Annotated in this window: 22 protein-coding genes, 1 pseudogene and 1 riboswitch; of the genes and pseudogenes, 2 read left to right on the forward strand and 21 right to left on the reverse strand. The window is 62.9% G+C overall.

The window, feature by feature from the left end; genetic code table 11:
- Position 1: 1 nt before the first annotated feature.
- The 6 genes from ACZ1G0_RS11060 to ACZ1G0_RS11085 form a co-directional block, all read right to left on the reverse strand.
- Entirely contained in the window at positions 2-403 is a 402-nt protein-coding gene (locus tag ACZ1G0_RS11060; protein ID WP_472736987.1) for a cytidine deaminase, read from the reverse strand.
- A 61-nt stretch (positions 404-464) separates the two neighbouring features.
- On the reverse strand, positions 465-1769 hold the full coding sequence (locus ACZ1G0_RS11065; RefSeq protein ID WP_472736988.1) for a sigma-54-dependent transcriptional regulator: 1305 nt from the start codon (positions 1767-1769) through the stop codon (positions 465-467).
- Positions 1766-3292, reverse strand: coding sequence for an ATP-binding response regulator (locus ACZ1G0_RS11070; RefSeq protein ID WP_472736989.1), 1527 nt, complete (start codon positions 3290-3292; stop codon positions 1766-1768). Before ACZ1G0_RS11070 ends, ACZ1G0_RS11065 begins: the two co-directional genes overlap by 4 nt.
- A 169-nt stretch (positions 3293-3461) precedes the next feature.
- Complete coding sequence (gene prpE / locus ACZ1G0_RS11075) at positions 3462-5351, reverse strand: propionate-CoA ligase PrpE (protein WP_472736990.1); 1890 nt, start codon at positions 5349-5351, stop codon at positions 3462-3464.
- Between the two features lie 92 nt (positions 5352-5443).
- Positions 5444-6148 (reverse strand): tRNA (guanine(46)-N(7))-methyltransferase TrmB, encoded by a 705-nt coding sequence (gene trmB / locus ACZ1G0_RS11080; protein ID WP_472736991.1) that lies wholly within the window; start codon positions 6146-6148, stop codon positions 5444-5446.
- A gap of 37 nt (positions 6149-6185) precedes the next feature.
- A complete protein-coding gene (locus ACZ1G0_RS11085) occupies positions 6186-6401 on the reverse strand; it encodes a DUF6356 family protein (RefSeq protein WP_472736992.1) in 216 nt (71 codons plus the stop codon).
- Between the two features lie 108 nt (positions 6402-6509).
- Here ACZ1G0_RS11085 and ACZ1G0_RS11090 point away from each other — a divergent pair, with 108 nt between their 5' ends.
- A complete protein-coding gene (locus tag ACZ1G0_RS11090; RefSeq protein WP_472736993.1) occupies positions 6510-6971 on the forward strand; it encodes an Lrp/AsnC family transcriptional regulator in 462 nt (153 codons plus the stop codon).
- Between the two features lie 146 nt (positions 6972-7117).
- On the opposite strand, the gene metK is transcribed toward ACZ1G0_RS11090, so the two are convergent.
- The 9 genes and pseudogenes from metK to miaB all read right to left on the reverse strand — a co-directional run bounded on the left by metK (position 7118) and on the right by miaB (position 14988).
- Positions 7118-8299 (reverse strand): methionine adenosyltransferase, encoded by a 1182-nt coding sequence (gene metK, locus ACZ1G0_RS11095; protein WP_472736994.1) that lies wholly within the window; start codon positions 8297-8299, stop codon positions 7118-7120.
- 5 nt (positions 8300-8304) lie between these two features.
- Positions 8305-8353: riboswitch (SAM-SAH riboswitch) on the reverse strand.
- Positions 8354-8363: 10 nt separating this feature from the next.
- On the reverse strand, positions 8364-9251 hold the full coding sequence (gene lnt / locus ACZ1G0_RS11100) for an apolipoprotein N-acyltransferase (protein WP_472737799.1): 888 nt from the start codon (positions 9249-9251) through the stop codon (positions 8364-8366).
- Positions 9252-9393: 142 nt separating this feature from the next.
- Positions 9394-9834, reverse strand: a pseudogene (locus ACZ1G0_RS11105) (apolipoprotein N-acyltransferase); the annotation flags it as partial.
- A complete protein-coding gene (locus ACZ1G0_RS11110) occupies positions 9831-10733 on the reverse strand; it encodes a hemolysin family protein (protein ID WP_472736995.1) in 903 nt (300 codons plus the stop codon). The gene ACZ1G0_RS11110 and the pseudogene ACZ1G0_RS11105, both read right to left, overlap by 4 nt.
- Positions 10734-10746: 13 nt before the next feature.
- Positions 10747-11268 carry an rRNA maturation RNase YbeY gene (ybeY, locus tag ACZ1G0_RS11115; protein WP_472736996.1) on the reverse strand — a complete coding sequence of 174 codons (522 nt, stop codon included), beginning with the start codon at positions 11266-11268 and terminating at the stop codon, positions 10747-10749.
- Positions 11265-12251, reverse strand: coding sequence for a PhoH family protein (locus ACZ1G0_RS11120; RefSeq protein ID WP_472736997.1), 987 nt, complete (start codon positions 12249-12251; stop codon positions 11265-11267). The genes ybeY and ACZ1G0_RS11120 overlap by 4 nt, the downstream gene beginning before the upstream one ends.
- A gap of 119 nt (positions 12252-12370) precedes the next feature.
- Positions 12371-12679: a hypothetical protein gene (locus ACZ1G0_RS11125; protein ID WP_472736998.1), complete on the reverse strand. Its 309-nt coding sequence runs from the start codon at positions 12677-12679 to the stop codon at positions 12371-12373.
- 21 nt (positions 12680-12700) lie between these two features.
- Entirely contained in the window at positions 12701-13369 is a 669-nt protein-coding gene (locus ACZ1G0_RS11130) for an OmpA family protein (RefSeq protein WP_472736999.1), read from the reverse strand.
- Between the two features lie 290 nt (positions 13370-13659).
- Entirely contained in the window at positions 13660-14988 is a 1329-nt protein-coding gene (gene miaB / locus ACZ1G0_RS11135; RefSeq protein ID WP_472737000.1) for a tRNA (N6-isopentenyl adenosine(37)-C2)-methylthiotransferase MiaB, read from the reverse strand.
- A gap of 120 nt (positions 14989-15108) precedes the next feature.
- On the opposite strand from miaB, the gene ACZ1G0_RS11140 reads away from it, so the two are divergent.
- Positions 15109-15966, forward strand: a complete 858-nt coding sequence (locus tag ACZ1G0_RS11140) for a hypothetical protein (RefSeq protein ID WP_472737001.1) — start codon at positions 15109-15111, stop codon at positions 15964-15966.
- A 205-nt stretch (positions 15967-16171) separates the two neighbouring features.
- Here the strand turns inward: ACZ1G0_RS11140 and ACZ1G0_RS11145 are convergent, their stop codons facing one another.
- The 6 genes from ACZ1G0_RS11145 to ACZ1G0_RS11170 form a co-directional block, all read right to left on the reverse strand.
- A complete protein-coding gene (locus ACZ1G0_RS11145) occupies positions 16172-16636 on the reverse strand; it encodes an Hsp20 family protein (RefSeq protein WP_472737002.1) in 465 nt (154 codons plus the stop codon).
- A 144-nt stretch (positions 16637-16780) separates the two neighbouring features.
- On the reverse strand, positions 16781-17590 hold the full coding sequence (locus ACZ1G0_RS11150; RefSeq protein ID WP_472737003.1) for a trypsin-like serine peptidase: 810 nt from the start codon (positions 17588-17590) through the stop codon (positions 16781-16783).
- 339 nt (positions 17591-17929) lie between these two features.
- Positions 17930-19291 carry a glycolate oxidase subunit GlcF gene (glcF, locus tag ACZ1G0_RS11155; protein ID WP_472737004.1) on the reverse strand — a complete coding sequence of 454 codons (1362 nt, stop codon included), beginning with the start codon at positions 19289-19291 and terminating at the stop codon, positions 17930-17932.
- Between the two features lie 3 nt (positions 19292-19294).
- Entirely contained in the window at positions 19295-19609 is a 315-nt protein-coding gene (locus tag ACZ1G0_RS11160) for a hypothetical protein (RefSeq protein ID WP_472737005.1), read from the reverse strand.
- Complete coding sequence (locus ACZ1G0_RS11165; RefSeq protein WP_472737006.1) at positions 19609-20700, reverse strand: FAD-binding protein; 1092 nt, start codon at positions 20698-20700, stop codon at positions 19609-19611. Before ACZ1G0_RS11165 ends, ACZ1G0_RS11160 begins: the two co-directional genes overlap by 1 nt.
- A 96-nt stretch (positions 20701-20796) precedes the next feature.
- The gene (locus ACZ1G0_RS11170) at positions 20797-22230 is read right to left on the reverse strand and encodes an FAD-linked oxidase C-terminal domain-containing protein (RefSeq protein WP_472737007.1); all 1434 of its coding nucleotides are present in this window, start codon (positions 22228-22230) and stop codon (positions 20797-20799) included.
- Positions 22231-22267: the final 37 nt, after the last annotated feature.

A 22267-nucleotide genomic window follows, 5' to 3' on the forward strand; every position in this document is an offset into this window, starting at 1 on the left:
ATCAATCCATGTGGGCCGCGCCGAAGGCGCCGGGTAACAGCTCGGCTATGGTCATGGTGCGCTCCGCCCCTTCCAACGTGGCCAGCGTCACAGTTACGTCAGGCTTGGCAAATTCGGCCAGCTTTTGGCGACATCCGCCACAGGGCGGCACCGGATCCGGAGAGCCCGCCACGACGTAGACCTCCGCAATCCCGCGCGCACCGGCGGCGCACATGGCCGCGATCGCGCCAGCCTCGGCACAGGTGCCCTCGGGGTAGGCCGCGTTTTCGACGTTGCAGCCGACGTAGACATCGCCCGATGTCGTGCGGATCGCGGCACCTACGTGGAACCCCGAATAGGGCGCGTGGGCGTTTTCGCGAACCCCAAGGGCCGCCGCGCGCAGGGATTGTTCAGACTTGGACATCGCATCACCCCGTTTATTACGATGTCAGTGTGACCCCGCCCCGATCCAAGCGCAAGGGGCGCTAGTCTTCGTCCTCGCGGGCCCAAGCCTCGCGCTTGCGATAGAGTGTCGAGGGGGACACCCCAAGGATCGCCGCCGCCCGCGGGATAGAGCCGCCGTGATCTTGGATGGCCTGTTCAATGAAGGCCCGCTCGGCCTGGGCCAGTGACAGACCAATAAAGGGAACGGTCGGCATTGAAACCGCCACGCCCCGGGCAATCGCATGGGGCAGCATATCGGGGGTGATCAAGGGACCTTTGTGCATCAAGACCACGGACCGGATCACATTCAACAACTGCCGCACATTGCCAGGCCAGTCGTAGGTGCGGAAAATCTCGGCCACCTCTGGGGACAGGCCCGAAATCCGTCCCTCCGTGCGCGTGTCGAATTCACGCAAGGCAGCGTTGGCCAGCGTGATCACGTCCTCGCCCCGGTCACGCAAGGGCGGGATGTGGATCGGCACGACAAACAATTGGTGCAACAGTGCGTTGTTGATCTGCCCACTGCGGGCCCGGGCCAACGGGTCATCGGCGCAAAGTGCCAAGAGGCGAGGGGCATCGACGCGCCCAAGGTCGTCACGGATCAGGCCCAGCAGACGGTCCTGGGCAGAGGCCCCAATCGCAGTCGAGATATCAAGGGCCAGCGTTCCACCGCGCGCGTCACAATACGCCTCTGTGATCATTTGCACCTGATGCTGGCTGGCCGCCCCGCTCGACCGGACCAGCTTGAACGGACCCTGTGCGCGCCCGGACAACCCATGCACCGCTTTCGCGAAGGCAAGCTTTCCCGTGCCCTCGGGCCCGATCAGCGTGATGGGGGCGGGGCTGTCTGCCACCGCGCGGATCTGGCGCGACACCTCTTGGATGGTGGGGCTGGTGCCAATGATACCTGGCAGGGACGGAATGGAGCCAGGGTCGGATGCCTTGGCCGGCCCGCTGGCGGGCAACACGACCTGCCACCCTGTCGCCTTGGCCTCAACGGCGCGGTCGATCGCTGTGATAAACTGATCATCGCTAAAAGGTTTGGGCAAGAACTCGAACGCGCCTTGACGCATGCTTTCGACCGCCGCTGGAATGGACCCGTGGGCCGTGATCACCACAAATCGGCAATCGGGGGATTGGGCCAGGCAGTCGCGCATCATATCCAATCCGTCACGGTCAGGCAGGACCAGATCAAGGGCCACCACTTTGGGCTGGGCATCAGTAAAGGCCTGCAACCCCTGGGCCGCATTGGCCGCCCGTAGAACCGAGTGACCGGAGGCCCGCAAGATCTTTTCATAATAGGTGCTCAGGGTGGCGTTGTCCTCGACCAATAGAACCGTGCTCATGATGTGACTTTCGTATTCTTGGCGTCAAAGGCCATCAGGTCTGACCGCAGCCGGGCAAGGACCTTGATCAACTGGTGGCCCGTTTCTCCCATATCGCGCTGTTCGCGCGCCAGCGTATTCAAATGACGCGACAGCGCCACACACTGACCTGCCCCGACCGCAGCGCCCAGCGAAATCAGAACATGGGTGTGTGCGCGGACCTCTGACGCAACATTGGCCACTAACCCAGCCTCTAGCCCCTCGGCCACATTTTTCAGATCGGCAAGCAAACGGCGCATCAACTCCAACGCCTGCTCTGGCCCCGCCACCTGTAGGAGTGTGACCAGCGTATCCCGATCGAAAGATCTGCTTTGACCCTGCGCCTGCACTGCATGCTCGGCCCCGCCCTTGACCGAGACGACGTAGTGTAGAACCGCGTGCCCAAAACTTTCGATAGAGACGAGAGGTTTGGCCAAGATCCCGTCGGCCCCGGCGCTATAGATTGCATCGCGGTTGTCGCGAAGGATGTAGGCGGTCATTGCAACCAGCGCCATACGCGGGGCCAGTTTGCGCGTTTGCCGGTCCCGTTCTGTGCGCAACACGTCCAGCCCGCCCAGACGTGGCATTTCGATATCAATCAAAGCCAGATCAAACGTCTCGCGGGCCAGCCAGTTCAGCGCCTCCACCCCGTCGGTGGCAATTTCACACTCTGCCCCCATGGTGGCCAGCATCTGACTGACCAGCAACTGGTTGGTGTCATTGTCATCCGCCACCAGCACACGGTAGGCTGACAAATCCGGCAATAGCCGCGTGTCCATTTCCGCCGCCCGCCACTTGGTGGCCGGGATCGACAAAACACACAGAGCCCCACCATCGGTATGGTTCGACACCTGTAGGGCTCCGCCCAGCTGGTCCGCATACTTCTTGGAGATATGCAGCCCAAGACCGCTGCCCGCGTGATCTGCACCCTCGGGGCGTTTGCCCGGTACAAATATACTGGCCAAAGCCGCCTCACTAAACCCGGGGCCGGTATCATACACCGAAAAAACCAGCGCGTGATCCGGGTCCATGACGACACGCACGGCGACAGACCCGTCGCCCGCATATTTCACGGCATTGCTGATCAGATTGGACAAAACACGTTCCAAGGCGAGGCGGTCCAATTGCACAACTTCGGGCAGATCCGGACCTTGGTGAAACGCAAAAGACACCCCCGCCCGACGTGCACGGATGCCCCAGCGTTTCTTTTTGTCCTCAAGCATACGCAACAAGTGCAGGTTACCTGCCATGGGAGGCGGGGTTGCGTCGCCCGACACCAGCAACAGCGCATCTTCCACAAGGCGTGCCAACACCTCGGAAGCCTCTTGCACACCGCCCAATTGGTCACGCAGCTGGGGGTCGAGGTCCTGCATCTCGATCAAACGCAGCCCACCAATCACGTCTGACACGGCAGAGCGGATGTCGTGAGACAGCATTGCGACTTCTTGATCAACGGACACTGATGCAGATGCGGTGCGGTCCATACCGGATAATTCGCCCTTCACGGACCTCCCTTCGCGCGCCGCAGGTTTTGGCAGCACTCGACCTTAGATTGTAGCTCCCCACACATCAGTAACCCAAGCGCGAACCGTTTTCAAATAACATTGCTCAAAAGTGTTACACGCACGGTGTAAACAATATCAGACACACGATATGCGCATCCCGCCAAAGCCCTTAGGCTTTGGCATATCCAATGGTTTCAAGGGCGGCTTTGATCTCGTCCAAAATCGCGGGGTCATCAATCGTCGCAGGCATTTTGAAAGGCGTGCCGTCTGCGATATTGACCATGGTGCCACGCAGAATTTTGCCCGAACGGGTCTTGGGCAGACGGTCCACCACACAGGCCAGTTTGAAGGCTGCGACGGGTCCAATCTTATCGCGCACCATCTTTACACACTCTGCAACGACCTCGCTATGGTCGCGATCACTGCCACCGTTCAGGCACAGGAAGCCGACCGGCAATTGCCCTTTCAACGTGTCCGTCACACCGATCACGGCACATTCAGCGACATCAGGATGGGCGGCCAGCACCTCTTCCATGCCGCCGGTGGACAGGCGGTGCCCCGCGACGTTGATCACGTCATCCGTGCGGGCCATGATGTAAAGGTACCCATCCGCATCCACCATGCCCGCGTCGCCGGTTTCGTAGTAGCCGGGGAAGGTGTTGAGGTAGCTTTTCCTGAACCGCTCTTCGGCGTTCCAAAGCCCGGGCAATGTGCCCGGCGGCAAGGGCAGTTTAATCGCAATCGCGCCCAATGTGTCTGGGCCGACGGGGTGGCCCGCATCATCCAGAATTTGCACGTCAAAGCCCGGCATCGGCACCGCAGGCGAGCCCAGTTTTACGGGCAGCGCCTCTAGCCCCATGGGGTTTGCCGCAATCGCATAGCCGGTTTCCGTCTGCCACCAGTGATCAATCACCGGGACGCCCAGCTGATTTTGCGCCCATTCGATGGTGTCGGGGTCCGCACGTTCACCGGCCAGAAAGACGTTCTTGAGACAAGACAGATCATACTTCTTGACGAAGTCGCCTTTGGGATCCTCGCGTTTCACAGCCCGGAAAGCGGTGGGCGCGGTGAAGAACGCCTTTACGTTATGTTCGGAAATCACGCGCCAGAAGGTGCCTGCATCGGGGGTGCCCACAGGCTTGCCCTCGAACACGATGGTGGTGTTGCCGGTGATCAGCGGCGCATAGCAGATGTAGCTGTGGCCCACGACCCAGCCCACATCCGAGGCGGCCCAGAACACATCGCCCGGATCCACATCATAGATGTTCTTCATGGTCCAGTTCAGGGCCACAAGGTGCCCCGCCGTGGGCCGCAGAACGCCCTTGGGCTGACCGGTGGTGCCGCTGGTGTACAGAATATAGGCCGGGTCACCGCCGCCCACGGGCACACAATCCGCAGGCTCCACGCCCGCTTGGAACCCGTGCCAGTCCACGTCCCGCGGGCCCAGCTTGGCCACTTCCTGTTCGCGCTGGAAGATCACGCAGAAATCAGGCTTGTGAGTGGCCAATTCAATCGCCCCGTCCAGCAGAGGTTTGTAGTGGACCACGCGACCCGGTTCCAACCCGCAGGACGCCGCGATGATCGCCTTGGGGGTTGCGTCGTCAATCCGCACCGCCAGTTCGTTCGCGGCAAAGCCGCCGAACACGACCGAGTGTACGGCCCCCAAACGCGCGCAGGCCAGCATGGCCTCTAGCGCTTCTGGCACCATGGGCATGTAGATGATGACCCGGTCCCCCTTGCCCACACCCTGCGCGCGCAAAGCCCCCGCAAGGCTTGCCACACGGTCGCGCAATTCGGAATAGGTCAGCTTGTGCACGGTGCCCGTGATCGGGCTGTCGTGGATGATTGCGACCTGATCGCCGCGCCCCCGTTCAACGTGCCGGTCTACCGCATTGTAACAGGTGTTGACCGTGGCATCGGTGTACCACTCATAAAGCGGCGCGTTGCTTTCATCCAAGGCACGGGTCGGCGGAGTGATCCAATCAATCGCCTGCGCGGCCTCCATCCAGAATGCCTCTGGGTTGTCTTGCCAAGACTTGTAGGTCGCTGCGTATGACATGGGCCGTTCCTCCGATATTCCCTTGGGCACATCTACCCAAAGTTACGGAGCAGTGACAATGCCACGTCGTGCGGCGGATTGCGCTAACGGCCCTAAGTCTTGCGGAAGGTCAGATAGTGCGGTGTCCGCCCCTCACGTAGGGCCTTTTGCTCATAACGGGTCGAGGTCCAGTCATCCCACGCCACACGCCAGTCCTCTGGGCCCTCGGCCAGCCATTCAAAACCGTGCCCCGGCACCTGCTCCAGGGTCTGGCGCACATAATCAGGGATATCGGTGGCAACCCGAAATATCGCTCCGGGTTTCAGAACACGCGCCAAGGGTTCCAGATGCTCGGGCGTGACAAAGCGGCGGCGATGGTGACGCGCCTTGGGCCAAGGGTCTGGATACAGCAGGAACGCGCGGTCGATGCTAGCCGAAGGCAGCACATCAAACATGTCCCGTGCATCCCCGGGATAGACCCGCAGGTTATCCACGTTGGCGCGCCGGATCTTCCCCAGCAACATCGCAACACCGTTGATGTACGGCTCGCACCCAATGATGCCGACATCGGGGTTCAGCCCGGCTTGGTGGATCATATGCTCCCCACCGCCAAAGCCGATTTCCAACCATACAGGCCGCCCACCAAACAGCGCGCCAAAGTCCAAGGGCACACGGTCCGGGTTCACATCCCAATCCACAGCCCCCGGAGACAGCGCCGCAAGATCCTCGTCAACGTAACGCTCTTGGCTCGCCTTGAGATGCTTGCCCTTGCGGCGTCCATAAAAATTGCGGTGCGGGCGTTCGGATGTCTCGGTCATGGGCGCGGCATGCCGTGCAGACCCGCCACCGTCAACCCTATTCCGCCAGCACTGCGCCCCGCCGGTGGGTCTTTTCATACAGACGCGCAACGATCTGACTGGCTGTTTTCTCGCACAAAAAAGGGAACACGGCGTGGATCAACGCCGCTCCTGCAGCGACCGCCAGCCAAAAGGCGAACCGCAAGGCAAAGCCTGTGTGTTCAATGTAGGTTTCATCAACAGAGGCGGGGTGTTCGGTGAAAAGACGTAGCATGGGCATCTCCTGTTGCTTAGCAGCAGACTACCCACACTCAAGACAGACTTTATCCCAAAGACTCCAAATAGCTTGCAAAATTTAGAATGTTATCCCAGTAAACTCTATATGCACGAGACTTTTGACATCTCAGATCGCCGTATCTTGATAGAACTGCAACGCGACTGCGCGCAGTCCTTGGACACTTTATCAGAAAAGGTGACCCTCTCCCGCAATGCCACTTGGCGCAGGATCAAACGGCTGGAGGATATGGGCATCATTCGCGCACGGGTGGCGGTGCTCGATGCAGACAAAATCGGCCTGCCCCTAACGGTTCTGATGGCCGTGCGCACCCGACACCATGATGCGGACTGGGCGGATCGGTTCCAACGCGCCTTGCGATTGTTTCCGGAGATTACGGCTGCATGGCGCACATCGGGTGACGTTGACTACATGCTGCAGGCCCGCGTCGCCGACGTACGCGCCTATGACGACCTGTACAAACGCCTGATCGCAAAGATCGACCTAGAGGACGTCTCTGCTTCTTTCGTCATGGAAGATCTGAAATCCACCACGGCCCTGCCTCTGTAAAACAGATCCCGGCTTCATTGGGTCCCAAATACCCAAGACCAACGGACGACACAGGCACCCGCTCGGCAAAAAGGGCGACCCACTGGCCGCCGTTCCTACAAAACATGTCGTGCGGCGCAGCCGCTCCGTTTGGTCAAACACCCAAATCAGACGGCAGCCTTGAGGGCCTCGACAAGATCGGTTTTTTCCCAGCTGAAACCGCCATCGGCCTCGGGCGCGCGGCCAAAGTGGCCATAAGCCGCCGTGCGTTGAAAGATGGGCTTGTTCATCTGCAGGTGATTGCGGATGCCCGTGGGCGTCAGGTCCATGGCCTGCGCGACTGCCGCCTCGATAGCCGTCTCATGCACTTGGCCAGTCCCGTGGGTGTCGGCATAGATCGACAGGGGCTTGGCCACACCGATCGCATAGGACAGCTGGATCGTGCACCGGGTCGCCAGACCCGCGGCCACCACGTTCTTCGCCAGATAGCGCGCGGCATAAGCGGCAGAGCGGTCCACCTTGGTCGGATCCTTGCCCGAGAAGGCGCCACCGCCATGGGGAGCCGCGCCACCGTAGGTGTCCACGATGATCTTGCGGCCCGTCAGACCGGCGTCCCCGTCAGGACCACCGATGACGAATTTGCCCGTGGGGTTCACCCACCATTTGGTGTCCCCGGTGACCCACCCCTCGGGTAGGACCTCCAGGATGTAGGGTTCCACCACCGCGCGCACGTCTTCGCTGGTCATGCTTTCGTCCAGGTGCTGCGTGGACAACACGATGGACGACACGCCCACAGGCTTGCCATCGCGGTATTCCACCGTCAGCTGCGACTTGGCATCCGGGCCGAGGCTTGGCTCTGTGCCGTCTTTGCGGACCTCGGCCAGACGGCGCAGGATCGCGTGGGAATACTGGATGGGGGCGGGCATCAGCTCGGGCGTTTCATCTACGGCATAGCCGAACATGATCCCTTGGTCGCCAGCCCCTTCGTCGCCGCGCTCGCCGGTCACGCCTTGGGCGATATGGGCGGATTGCTCGTGCAACAGGTTGGTGATCTCGCAAGTGGCGTAGTGGAATTTGTCCTGCTCGTACCCGATGTCCTTGATGCAGGCGCGCGCGATGTCTTCGATCTTGCCCATATACTCGTGCAGTTTGTCCTGATCTGTCAGGCCGACCTCGCCGCCGATCACCACGCGGTTTGTGGTGGCAAAGGTTTCGGCGGCCACACGGGCCAGCGGATCTTCTGCCAGAAACGCGTCAAGGACCGCGTCTGAAATGCGGTCGCACACCTTGTCGGGGTGCCCCTCGGACACGGACTCGGAGGTGAATTGGTAGTTGTTGCGGGCTGTCATGAAAGCGCTCCATTCAAGTTATACCGCCACGCCAGGAAGCCGTTGTGGCAGTTCTGCGACGGCGTTACGCCTGCCGTCCCCGAGGTGCAACCCCTCTGGCCCCACTGCGCAGGTTTACAGCCAATAGCAGCCCCAAAAGCACAAAAAGCAGCGGCACGTCACCGGTTTTGGCATAAACTGTCGCAGGCAACGCAGGCGGCAGCGCCCCGTCCAGATGCCCGGCTTCTCCAAGAGGCAGCGCCGACAGAATCGTGCCGCGTGCGTCTATGATGGCGGACACCCCGGTGTTGGCCGCGCGTACAATGGGCAGGCCTTGTTCCGCGGCGCGCAGACGGGTCAGGTTCAGGTGCTGATACGGCCCCTGCCCCGTGCCGAACCACGCATCATTGGTCAGGTGTACGATCACACGCGGACGCGGAGCGCTGGCGGCATATCGGGGAAAGATCATCTCATAACAGATCAGGGGCAGAACCGATCCGACCCCTCGCACCTCCATCGCTGTCGGTGGCGGCCCCGGGCGGAAGCCGGCGATCAACCGGTTGGCGAAGGCCGCGATGCCGAAGGGTTTAAGGTAACGCTCCAGGGGCAGGTATTCACCAAAGGGCACGAGGTGGTGCTTGTCATAGGTTGCGGCAATCTCACCCTCGGGTGTCAGCAGCGCGGCCGAATTGCGGGGGTATCCATCCGCGCCCCAGCGGTTCGCCCCGACCAGCACGGGTGCATCCGTTGCCTGCGCAATCACGGCGCGGCTGGCCTCCGACCGGTCCAGAAGTTCTGGCAGGGACGTTTCGGGCCAGACGATCAGATCCGCCCCCTCTGCGCCGGTGGCCAGAACAGCGCGTCGAAAGAAGATCGGGATTTGATCCGCGCGCCACTTCAGGTGTTGTGGCGCGTTGGGTTGCACCAACCGGATCACGGGCGCATCCGGCCCGGCCAAAGGGGCCGCGGGCAAGGCCAGCGCCCCCCCAAGCCACCGCCATAGGGGCCAGTAGCGCCGCACCTTGCCACCGCATGCGCGCCAACCGAGCAAGGCCCGCCGCCGCCAGCAAAACCACCAGCGTCAACCCATGGGGCCCGATGACGGAGGCTGCGGGCAACGCGCTTGTGTCAATCAGGATGTGCCCGGGATGCGCCCAGGGAAAGCCTGACAGGATCGTAGCGCGCAGATACTCCGCCCCCGTCAAGGCCAGCGCCATGGCAACCGGGTCGCGCGACACAACACCGGCCAAGCCCCAGAACAACGCCATGCCCCCAGCCATGGCCAGCAACGCAAAGGGCGCCATCCAGCCTGTGACCGCAGCGTCGACAAGAAAAGGTTCCGTGATCCAGAACAGGGCCAGCGCAAAGTGCGCCATGCCCCACAGCCATGCCCGCCCGAACCGCCCGCGCCATGTGGCGGCGCGGGGCACGTAAAACAGTCCGACCGCAAAGCCCACCAAAGCCACGGGCCACAGGGACCACGGCGCTTGGCCCAAGGCCGCTGCCAGCCCGCCGGCCACGAGGGCCGCTGGCGCGGCCCAGCGGGAAAGGGTCACTCCGCCGCCTTGGTCTGGGCAGAGGGCAGACGCACGCGCATCCGTTTGATCCGGCGCGGGTCGGCGTCGGTGACTTCGATCTCAACCCCACTGGGGTGAGAGACCACTTCGCCGCGCAAGGGCACGCGGCCCGTCATCACGAAGAGCAGACCGCCCAAGGTGTCCACTTCCTCGTCCTGATCCTCTGGCATCAGGGGCACGCCCAGCTCTGCCTCGAACTCGTCCAGCGGCGTGCGCGACAGGGCGATGTAGCAGCCCGGCGCCTCTTGCCGCCAGAACTTGCCTTCTTCTTGGTCGTGTTCGTCCTCGATCTCGCCCACAACCTGTTCCAAAAGATCCTCGATGGTCAGCAGACCGTCCACACCGCCGTATTCGTCGATCACCAGCGCCATGTGCCGCCGTTCCGTCTGCATCTTTTGCAGCAGCACACCGATGGGCATGGAGGGCGGGCAATAGATGACCGGGCGCACCATGGAGGCGAGAGCAAACTCCGCCCCCTCTCCGTTGAAACCGAACCGCAGTGCAAGGTCCTTCAGGTGCACCATACCCAAGGGCGTATCCAAATTATCCTCGTAGACAGGCAGCCGCGTCAGCCCGCTTTGGCGAAAGATCGACACCAATTCGTCCAGCGATACATCCGCAGGAACGGCGATGATCTCGGCCCGGGGGATGGCTACATCGTCCACCCGCAAGCTGCGCAACGCCAAAAGGCCCGCCACTGTTGCGGCCGGTTGCGTCTGGTTGGTCTTATTGGAAATCTCGGGCACGTCGTCCCGTTTGGCCCCGAACACGCGGCTGAAAAAGCCGGGTCTGGCCCCGATATGCGCAGGCTCCCCCTGGCTGGCGTCTGAATGCGCGCTAGGCGCGGCGGTAGACGACGGGTCGGTCTTGTCTGACATGGCTCCTTACCAGTTAGTCCGGCCCAAGAATGGCACCGTTTTCCAGATATGGGTCGGGAACCCCCATCTTGGCAAGGATTTCCACCTCGAATCCTTCCATAAGACGCGCATCTGGGTCCGTTTCGTGATCAAAACCCAACAGGTGCAACATACCATGCACCAAAAGGTGGCGCACATGGGCGTCAAAGGGCTTGCCCTGCGCCGTAGCCTCGGCGCTGCATACGCCGTGGGTGATGGCGATGTCGCCCAGTTCCATATCCCATGGGTCTGGGTCCATGGGCAGGTTGGGCATGGCACCGGGTACATCCGGCGCGCGTTCTTCGGACGGCCAGGACAGGACATTGGTTGGCGTGGGCTTGCCCCGAAACTCGGCGTTGAGCATGGCGATTTGGGCGTCGTCGCAGGCCAGAACGCTGACCTCGAAGTCCGCTGTCAGGCCCAAATGCGCCAACACCCCGGCCAGCGCCTGCTCGGCCCAGCCTTGCAGGGCGGCCGCGTCCCACCCCGCCCCGTCTACGCGCAGATCAACGCTCACTGCTCGGGGGTGTCCTTGTCGTAGGCCTCGATGATCTTGGCGACCAAATGGTGGCGGACCACGTCCTTGGCGGTGAAGTAGTTAAAGCTAATGCCCTTGATCCCCTCGAGGATGCGTTCGGCATCGCGCAGACCACTAGTGACGCCGCGCGGCAGATCCACCTGTGACCGGTCCCCCGTGATCGCCATGCGCGACCCCTGCCCCAACCGGGTCAGGAACATCTTCATCTGCATTGTGGTCGCGTTCTGGGCCTCGTCCAGCACCACAAAGGCGTTGGACAGCGTGCGCCCGCGCATGAACGCCAAGGGAGCGATTTCGATGCGCTTTTCCTCCAGCAGTTTTTGCAACTGTTTGGCGGGCAGAAAGTCGTTCAACGCATCGTAAAGCGGCTGCATGTAGGGATCGACCTTGTCCTTCATGTCCCCAGGCAGAAAGCCCAAACGCTCCCCGGCTTCCACGGCGGGGCGGGACAGGATGATCTTGTCGACCTCGCCGCCGATGAACTTGTTCACCGCAGCCGCCACCGCGATATAGGTCTTGCCGGTGCCTGCGGGGCCGATCCCGAAGGTCAGCTCGTTTTCCAGCAGCGCCCGGGTGTAGGCCTTTTGCGCGTCCGTCCGGGGTTCGACGGTTTTCTTGCGGGTGCGGATTTCCAGCCCCCCGGCGTTGAACATCTCGATCTGGTCCCCGTCCCGGGTGCCGGTATCCTTGGGCGCGCCCATGCGGATGGCGGCGTCGATATCCGCCGCCTCTACGGTTTTGCCAGTTTCCAAACGCGTGTACATATCGGTCAGGACGCGCACGGCTTCCTCCGTCGCCTCGCCGGTGACCAGCACCTGATTGCCCCGGCGCACAATCTGCACGCCAAGGTGAGACTCGATCTGGGTGAGGTGGCTGTCAAAAGGGCCGCACAGGTCAATCAGCAGCCTGTTGTCCGGAAAGTCCAGAGTGTGGTCCAAAGCGGGGGCAAGGGTCAGGTCCAAGGGGGCTCCTTTCGCGGACAAGGGTCTGTCTGGCACGATAGCGCCAAAGAGTTCAAAGGCAAAAAAACCGCGGTGGAAGAACCACCGCGGCCAGATTTCTGCCTTTATCAAGCGACACCTTAGATCGGGTCGTTAATGTCAGTGGTGCCTTTGAACGGCCCTGTTGCATATTCTGGCGGCGCGGTGCCGGAGCACACGGGCTTGCCATGGGGATCAAGACGTTGGGACAAGTAGCCCTCGATGCCGTCGTCAATGATCCAGTGATCGCAGCCCCGGGGGTCAACCCAGATACCAGCCACCATGCCCGACAGGCTGTCTGCCCCGATGGGACCGTAGTCCCGGGTCAGATCGCCGTTGTTCTGTTCCCCGGTACAGGCCGCAAGCGCGCCCACTGTACCAAGGGCAAGGATGAGTTTTGTTAGTTTCATGTCGCGTGTCCCCCAAGACCCTTAGCGGAAGCAGTATACTTCGATACGTTTGTTGGCCCATGCCCAGTCGCCGTGACCCTTCGGTGTCGGCTTGCGCCCACCGTGACCCTCGGCCTTGATGACCCGTGCCCCCGCTTGCGCGGCGACTGCGGCCACAACGCGGGCTTGGTTCGTGGTCAGCACGATGTTGTTGCGGTCCTGCCCGGTGACGTGGGTGTGGGCGTGGATGGCCACGGCGGAATAGTTACGCGCCGCCTGCTGAAAGTAGGACAGAAGCGCTTGATGCCCCTTCGCTGTCAGTTTGTGGCTGTGACCGCTGGTGAATGTGCCCATGACGGGAATGGCAGGGCAGGACGTCTGGCGGTTGCAGACTGGTTTGCCGTCCGGTGTCACGTGGGGGGTCATAAAACCCTCGTAGCCGTCGTCCATCACCCAGTGTTCACACCCGTCGGGGTCAGTCCAGATGGTCGGTGTATACCGCTCCGCAATTACGGTGCGTGTGTTGCCATTGGCCTGACGGCCCTGAAGCCACGTGCGCTGGCCGTTGGCATCATAACCGAACGTCCAATATTGGCCATTCCGGTCTTGACCAACATCGCCAATGTTTTGCGCAACGCCCGCGCTGACGGAAAGGCCAAGCGCGGTAAGCGCCACGGCGGCCAATTTGAGTGCTGAATTACGGGTAAACACGTTTACGTCCCTCTACCTTAGCCCTGATACGTCCAAAGACCCTGCCCCGGCCCATGGCTTTCTCTAAGTGTATCAAATGCTGGACAATTGTGAAGCGCTATATGCCATATCTGTCCCCTGATGCGAGACTTGGCCCATGCACTTACATGAAGGACTGCATCTAGGGTCCTGAATACACGCGTCTTTGGTCCGCACCGCCACGCCTAGCATCATCGTAAACATATGGCGGGTTCAAGCAAAAAGGCCCCAAAATATGGGACCTTCCAAGATTCGCAAAGGTTAACAGAGGGCTAGATAAGCACACCACGCAAGGAGTTCGCCGCCGCCGCCTCGATCCGCACACGCGCCACTTGACCCAACAAGGCCTCTGGCGCCTCAACGTGGCAGGCTTGCAGGTGTTCGGTCTTGCCCACCAATTGTCCGGGCAGACGGCCCGCCTTCTCAAACAGCACTTTCGTCTCGCGCCCCACCATCGCCTGTTGCGCGGCCTGCTGTTGCTGCCCCAAAAGCGCCTGCAAGCGCTGCAGCCGATCGCTGGCCACGGCGTCGCTGACCGCTTCTTTCTCGGCCGCCGGGGTGCCCGGGCGGCTGGAGTATTTGAAAGAATAGGCCTGCCCGTAGCCAACGCGGCGGACCAGCGCCATTGTGTCTTCGAAGTCCGCCTCTGTCTCGCCGGGGAAACCGACGATGAAATCACCCGACAACAACAGGTCCGGCTTGGCGGCGCGCAGACGGTCGATGATTTCAATGTATTCGGCCGCCGTGTGCTTGCGGTTCATGGCCTTCAAGATGCGGTCCGACCCGGCCTGCACAGGCAGGTGCAGATAGGGCATCAACTTGGCGCAGGTGCCATGGGCCTCGATCAGGTCGTCGGTCATTTCGTTGGGGTGGCTGGTTGTAAACCGGATCCGTTCCAACCCGTCGATGTCATTGAGGGCCCAGATCAGACGCGCAAGGGACCATTCCCCGCCCTCCCCTTCCCCGTGGTAGGCATTGACGTTCTGGCCCAGCAAGGTGATTTCGCGCACGCCCCGGTCCACCAAGGCCTGCGCCTCGCCCAGGATGCGGGCGACCGGGCGGCTGACCTCGGCCCCGCGGGTATAGGGCACCACGCAAAAGGCGCAGAACTTGTCGCAGCCCTCTTGCACGGTCAGAAAGGCCGTTGGGCGCCCTAGGGGCCGGCGGTTTTTTGGCAGATGCTCGAACTTGTCTTCCTCGGGGAAATCCGTGTCCAGCGCGGTCTCACCCGCCGCGACCTTGTCCATCATGGCGGGCAGACGGTGATAGGTTTGCGGCCCCACGACCAGATCCACCATAGGCTGGCGGCGCATGATCTCTTCGCCCTCGGCCTGTGCCACACATCCCGCGACCCCGATCTTCAGGTCCGGCTTGGCCTCGCGCAGGGGACGAAAGCGGCCCAGCTCGGAATAGACTTTCTCGGCGGCCTTCTCGCGGATGTGGCAGGTGTTCAGCAGGATCATATCCGCATCATCGGGGCTGTCGGTCTGGGTATAGCCCTTGGTGCCCATGGCCTCGGCCATACGCTCGCTGTCGTAGACGTTCATCTGACAGCCATAAGTTTTGATGTACAGCTTCTTGGGTGTGGGATCGGATGACATGGCACAACTCCGGAGGGTTTCGCGTCTCCTATCCCAAGGATGCGCCCCGTTCAACCAAAGGGCTTGCAGCGCGCGGCAACTGCCCGCACCATAGGCGAAAAGAACCACCCGAGGCTGACCATGCACTTCGCAACCCCCGACGCATTGCGCAAAGACGGCGGACAGGTCCTGAAAAAGGGTCCCGTGCTTATGATCCTTTGCGACGATGGGGTGGAGCTGACCAGTACGATCCAGCACCATCTGGACGCAGGCTTCGCATCCCTCGTCATCGCCCTGCCCCCGGGGGTCGAGAGCCCCGCCGCCCAAGATCCGCGCATCCACACCCTACAGATGCCCGCCAAATCCGCCGCCTTCACCACCACCGCCGTGAACGCCCTGATCGCGGCCGTGCCCCCGGGTGCATGGATGGGCTACGTCTACAATGCCGAATACCTGTTCACCCCCTTTGCTGAAACCCGCACCGTGGGCGAGGCCTTGCACTTTTGCACCGAAGAACGGCGCGACGCGGTGCTCACCTACGTCATCGACCTCTACTCGGCTCACCTGCACGGCAACGGGGTCGATCTGGAATGGGCCAATCTGGATCGCACAGGCTACTACGCGCTGGACCGCTGGGCCGAAGGCGGCGCGCTGGACCGCCAACAGGATTTCTACGGCGGCCTGCGCTGGCGCTTCGAGGAACACGTGCCGTGGGAAAAGCGGCGAATCGACCGGATCAGCCTGTTTCGCGCCGTAGAGGGCGTACAGCTGCGCGACGACCACACACTGAACATCGAAGAGATGAACACCTACGCCTGTCCGTGGCACAATTCTCTGACCGCCGCAGTCTGCTCGTTCCGCGCGGCCAAGGCGCTGGCCACCAACCCGGGCTCCCGCAGCCAGATCGAGACGTTCCACTGGCACAATTCCGTCCCGTTTGAGTGGAAAGCGCAACAGCTGCTGGATCTGGGCCTGATGGAACCCGGCCAGTGGTTCTAGCGCATCCGCGCACCCTTGCCCCGCCGCCACATCTTCATTGGGTTTCAAATACCCAATCCCGCCCGCGCCACACCGCGCTGCACCCGACCACCACACGCGCCCTTACAAACAGCAAGGGCGGGATGCGCCAGCATCCCGCCCCCCGGCGACCCCGTCAGGGGGCGCAACACCTTAAACGGGCGACCCCGTCAGGGGGCGCAAGGCCTCAGACCTCGACGGTCTTGCCTTCAATCGCTGCAGGGCCGCCACGGGCGATCTCGATGCGGCGGGGCTTCAGGGCCTCGGGCACCTCGCGGACAAGGTCCACGTGTAGCAGCCCATCCACGACCCGTGCACCGGTCACATGTACGTGGTCGGCCAGCTGAAAGGTCTTCTCGAAAGACCGGGTGGCGATGCCGCGATGCAGGTAATGCACGGTCTCGTCGGTCTTTTCCTTGGCCGCCGCGATCACGAGCGCGTTCTGGCGCACCTCTACGGACAGCTCGTCCTCGGTGAAACCTGCCACGGCGAGCGTGATCCGGTAGGCATCCTCATCGGTCTTTTCGATGTTGTAGGGCGGGTAGCTGGACCCTTGGCCACTTTCAGTGGTCAGAACACGGTCCACAAGGTCTGCCATCCGGTCAAAACCGACGGTGGCACGGTACAGGGGGGTCAAATCATAAGTGCGCATGGGTATCCTCCATCTAGAGCGACACGAGTGACGGGGCCCCGTCTGGGCACCCCGAAAACGAATGGTGCCCGGGCCCGCTTCTTGCGGCACCCGGACACCTCCCCAGATGGGCAGCGCCCAAACCTGTTTCAAGTCCCGTGTCTGTTACTCGGCGGCAAGGAACCGCGCACCACCGGCCCGGATCTGCCCCGCCCCCGCGGCAGAGGCGACAGGCCCCGCAGGCGTCGCGCGGAACGCCTCGACCAGTACTTCCAGTTCGTCCTCCAGCACCGCTGCCAGTGCGACAGGGCGGTTCTGCCATTCGGCCTTGGCCGACACCACGGACACGATCCGACGCTCGTTGCCATAGGTGGCAAAGATCGGGGCACCACTTGCGCCGAAGTCCACTTCGCACGACAGGACCATGACATCGTCGTCCCGGGTCAGCACGCTGCATTCAGGCTGCAGGGACGGCGCTTCTTCGCGGTCCTTGGCATAGGACACGACCTGGACCGACTGCCCTGTCTCGATCCGCAACTGGGTGCGGTAGGGCACGATGGAGGGGTTGCGGATCGGCTGGATCAACTCCAGCAGGGCCAGATCATTGCCGACCCGCTGCAACTCGTTGTGCCCGTCAAAACTGTAGCCCGGGTGCAGGACAACACGGCGGATGCCCCGGTAAGCCTCGGCCCGGCCATTGCGCAAGCCTGCCTGGAATTCGACATCTTCCATGGGGATCGGCTCCCCGTTGTGCTTGTAGAACAGGCAATGGGCGGCGGTCAGAATGACGTCCGGCGTCACAAGGGCGGCGGTGCAGAACCCGCTTTCGCCCAGGTTCAAGCGACCCACTGCCTCGAACCCGCGCAGATCGTCGGCGGTCTGGATGCTGTGCAAGGCTTCATCTGCGGCGGCCATCCCCCCGAGAGAGGTCGTGGCAAGCATCACTGCCCCGGCTATGAATTTCTTTAGGCCCATGAGGTGCCTCCTGACTTGATGCCTTCTTTATGGGCACGGAGTCAGGCAAGAACGGGGCCGGTTATCCCCCAGCTTCGGGCACTTTCGGGGCCATTTCTGGCAAATTGTTTCCAAATTGCGGCGCGTGGGGCGGAGTCCCTGCCGAATCTGTCCATATCGCCACATCCGCGCCTTGAATCCCCTGATCGGCGGAAACGACTGTCCCCATGGGGACACCTTTGTCGCCCGGGCGCGGGCGCGGCGATTCCCCAAGGCAAACCGGTCGAAAGGACCCGCAACGCAAAAGGGCGCGCAGTGATGCACGCCCTTTGGGTGATTGTCGGGAACGTATCGCCCGGATTAACGCAGGATCGGCACGGTCCCCATACCGGGCGGGGCCACGCGGGCGGCACTTGCCGCACCAGTCACATCACCCATGGCTGCCGGCTTGGGCCCGCCCGTGGCCCAATCCAACAGCTCCACCGTATGCACGATGGGCACATCCGTGCCCGACCCGATCTGCATCATGCAGCCGATGTTGCCCGCTGCGATCACATCCGGTTGCACCGCCTCAAGGGTTTCAACCTTGCGCGCCTTCAACTGGCCGCTGATCTCGGGCTGCATCAGGTTATAAGTACCCGCAGACCCGCAACACAGGTGACTGTCCTTGGGTTCGGCCACCCGGAACCCGGCCCGGCGCAACAGGTCCTTGGGGAAGGTCTTGATCTGCTGGCCGTGCTGCAGGGAACAGGCCGCATGATACGCCACGGTCATGGCGGGGGCGTCGCCGGTGACATGGGCATCCTGCAACAGGTCAATAAGCACCTCGCTCACATCCTTGGCGATGGCACTGACGGCGGCCGCCTCGGATGCCAAATCCTCGTTGCGGAACATGTGGCCGTAATCCTTCACGGTCGTGCCGCAGCCGCTGGTGTTGATCACGATCGCATCAAGACCCTCGCCCTGCATCTCGCGGTGCCATGCGCGGATGTTCTTGGCCGCGGTGCCATGGGACTCGGCGGTCTTGCCCATGTGGTGGGTCAGGGCACCGCAGCACCCCTGCCCCTCGGCCACCACCACCTCGCAGCCCAGCCGGGTCAGCAGGCGAATGGTGGCGTCATTGATGTCAGTGTTCAGCGCACGCTGGGCACAGCCGGTCATCAGGGCCACGCGCTTGCGCTTGGGGGCTGCGGGCAGAAAGGTCTGGGGATCGTCGTTGCGGCTGACCGGCGGGATTACCTTGGGCGCCATCTCCAGCATCGCCCGTAAGCGCGGATCGGGCATGAAGCGCGCAAAGGGCCGCCCCATCTTGGCGCCCAGCAACGCCACCCGGAACCGCATGGGATAGGGCAAAATCCGCGCCAGCACCCACCGCAGGGCGCGGTCGGACCAAGGGCGGTTGTAATTGTCCTCGATGTATTCCCGCGCGTGATCGACCAAGTGCATGTAGTGCACACCGCTGGGGCAGGTCGTCATGCAGGCCAGACAGGACAGGCAGCGGTCGATGTGCTTGACGGTCTTCGCATCCGGCACGCGCTCGTTCTCCAGCATGTCCTTGATCAGATAGATCCGCCCCCGGGGGCTGTCCAATTCGTCGCCCAGCACCTGATACGTGGGACAGGTCGCCGTGCAGAACCCGCAGTGCACGCAGGTGCGCAGGATCTCGTTGGCGCGGGCGGTGCCCAGATCGGCCAGTTGTGCGTCGGTAAATGTCGTCTGCATGTGTTACGTGCCTCCCAGCATCATCGCCAGCAATCCCATTCCTGCCCCCACGGCGGCCACCATGGCCACCGCCATGCGCGACCACACGCTGGACTGAGAGCGCAGCCACAGCCAAAGGGCCAAAGTCGTGCCGCCCGCCGCCGCGCCAAAGACAAGGGGCACGGCGAAGACGCCCAGATCGCCAAAGGCGGGGGTCAGAAAGACCGTGGCCCACAGGCCCGCCGCTGCCGCCGCGGCCAACGTCCAGACCCGAAAGACCCAGCCCATCAGCGCGCCGGCCAACCCGGGCAAAATTCCGAATGCCAGTGTCAGTCCCATCAGGCCGGCACCGGCTGGGCACGGAACAGCCCCTTGGGGTCAAACTGCGCCCGGATCCCTGCGGACAGACGCGCGACACCGGGGGCATCCGGCTGCAAAGATCCAAGGGCCGCCCGGGTGGCATCATCCGCACGCACCAGCGTTGCGTGCCCCTTGGGCGGCAGCTTTGCGCGCACATCGGTGCCGCGTGGCACCTGCGCCCAGATCAGGCCCCCGCCCCAGTCCATTATCACCTGAGCACCGGGCAGCACGGCCACCACGTCCGGCCCCACCGAGGGCTGCACGCTGATCCGCCACAGATCACCCTCGCCCCCGTCGAAGGCCCGCGCGTCGCGGATACACTCCCACAGGGTGGCACTGTCGGCCCCTATCAGCACCTCTGGCGCGCCTGCAGCAGCCAGCGCCTTTGAAAGCGCCTCTACACGGTAGGCCACGGAACTCTCGAACCCCTCCAACCGCAGGCAGACCCCGCGCGCGGGGTCCCATGCGGCGCCAGTGACCTCGAACGGGGTGCAAAGGGCGGCGGACATGATCTGCACCGCACGGCCCGCGTCATCGGCCCCAAACACCAGCGTCGCTTGCGCCGCGATCCCGGGCAGAACCTTGAAGCTGACCTCGGTCATCACACCCAGCGACCCGCGCGACCCGGCCATCAGTTTGACCAGATCGTAGCCGGTGACGTTCTTCATCACGCGCCCACCGTTCTTGATCACATCTCCACGCCCGTCCACGAAGCGCACGCCGATCAGACTGTCCCGACAGGCCCCGGCTTGCATCCGGCGTGGACCACTGGCGTTCTCGGCCACAACCCCGCCGATGGTAGAGCCTGGGCCAAAACGCGGCGGCTCGAAGGGCAAGCGCTGGTTTTCCGCCGCCAAGGCCGCTTCGACCTCCATCAACGGCGTTCCCGCCTTGGCTACAATCGTCAGCGCGCCTGGTTCATAAAGCGTGACACCGGACAGGCCCGCAGTCGACAGCACGTCGCCACGCAAAGGGTCCAGCCCCCGCGTCCCTCCGCCCCGAACGGTCAGCGGCCCCGCCGCGTTGCGCACGATTTCGGCCACTTGGTCTTCGGTCTGGGGTTCAAACATGACGCCCCTCCTCATTGTTCCACAAATACCCTCGGTGGGGGTCTGGGGGGAGGCAGAGCCTCCCCCAGCGGATCGGGGCCAGGCCCCGAAACCCCTCTATCCCGCACGCCGCCCTTCGGTCACGGACAGCGGAAAGACCTTGGCCGGATTCAGCAGCCACTTGGGATCAAACACATCCTTGATCCGCAACTGCGCCTCCATGTCCGCATCCGTGAACTGGTGGCCCATCAGGTCCCGCTTTTCGATGCCCACGCCATGCTCACCGGTCAGGCAACCCCCGACCTCCACACACAGCTTCAGGATCTCCGCGCCCATGGCCTCGCACAGCTCCAGATCGCCGTCCTTGTTCGCATCGAACAGGATCAGAGGGTGCATGTTGCCATCACCCGCATGAAACACATTGCCCACGCGCAGGCCGTATTCCTCGGACAGCTCGCCAATCCGGCGCAGCACGAAGGGCAGCTCTGACACCGGTATCGTGCCGTCCAGACACATATAATCGGACAACTGCCCGATGGCCCCAAAGGCAGACTTGCGGCCCAGCCAGATGGCGGCGGCCTCGGCGGCGGTCTTGGCTTCGCGCAGTTCGACCGGATCGTGACGCCGGGCGATGTCGAGGATCACGCCCAACTGCTCGTCGATCTCGGCGTCGGAGCCTTCGACCTCGATGATCAGCAGGGCATGGCAGTCGGGGTAGCCCGCCTTGGCGAATTTCTCGGTGGTCTCGATACACAGGCGGTCCATGAATTCAATGGCCACAGGCAGGACACCGGCCTTGATGATGTCGGCCACGCACGCCCCCGCCACCTCGTTGCTGTCGAAACCGATCAGCACCGGGCGCGCGCCTTCGGGCTTGGGCAGGATGCGCAGGGTGGCTTCGGTCACGACACCCAGCTGCCCCTCGGATCCGCAGATCACGCCCAGCAGGTCCAGATCCCCTGCGTCCAGATGAGCGCCGCCGACCTCGATCACCTCGCCTTCCATGGTCACCATGGTGACACCCAGCAGGTTGTTCGTGGTCACACCGTATTTCAGGCAATGCGCCCCGCCGGAGTTCATGCCCACGTTCCCCGCAATCGCACAGGCCAGTTGCGACGACGGGTCGGGGGCGTAGAAAAAGCCGTCTGCCTCTACGGCACCGGTGACGCTCAGGTTGGTGCGGCCCGATTGCACGCGGATGAAACGGTCGGCGTAGTTCACCTCCAACACGTCATTCATCCGCGCGACCCCAAGGATCACGCAATCGGCGGTGGGCAGCGCGCCACCGGCCAGCGATGTGCCCGATCCACGCGGCACCACGGGCACCTCCATCGCGTGGCAGACCCGCAGGACATGAGCCACTTCCTCGGTGCTGGCGGGCAGCACGGCGCACAGGGGCGGACAGCGATAAGCGGTCAGAGCGTCACATTCATAGGCGCGCGTCTCCGCCTCGTCCTCGATCACGGCATCGGCGGGCAGACCTTCGCGCAGACGCGCCACCAGTTGCGCCTTGCGGCCAAGAACGAATTCATCGGGGGTGGGCATTTCCATCGGCAGGTCCTCCCAAACGGGCCAAGTGCAATTGGTA

The sequence above is a fragment of the Thalassobacter sp. HA4-2 genome (genome assembly GCF_055693705.1).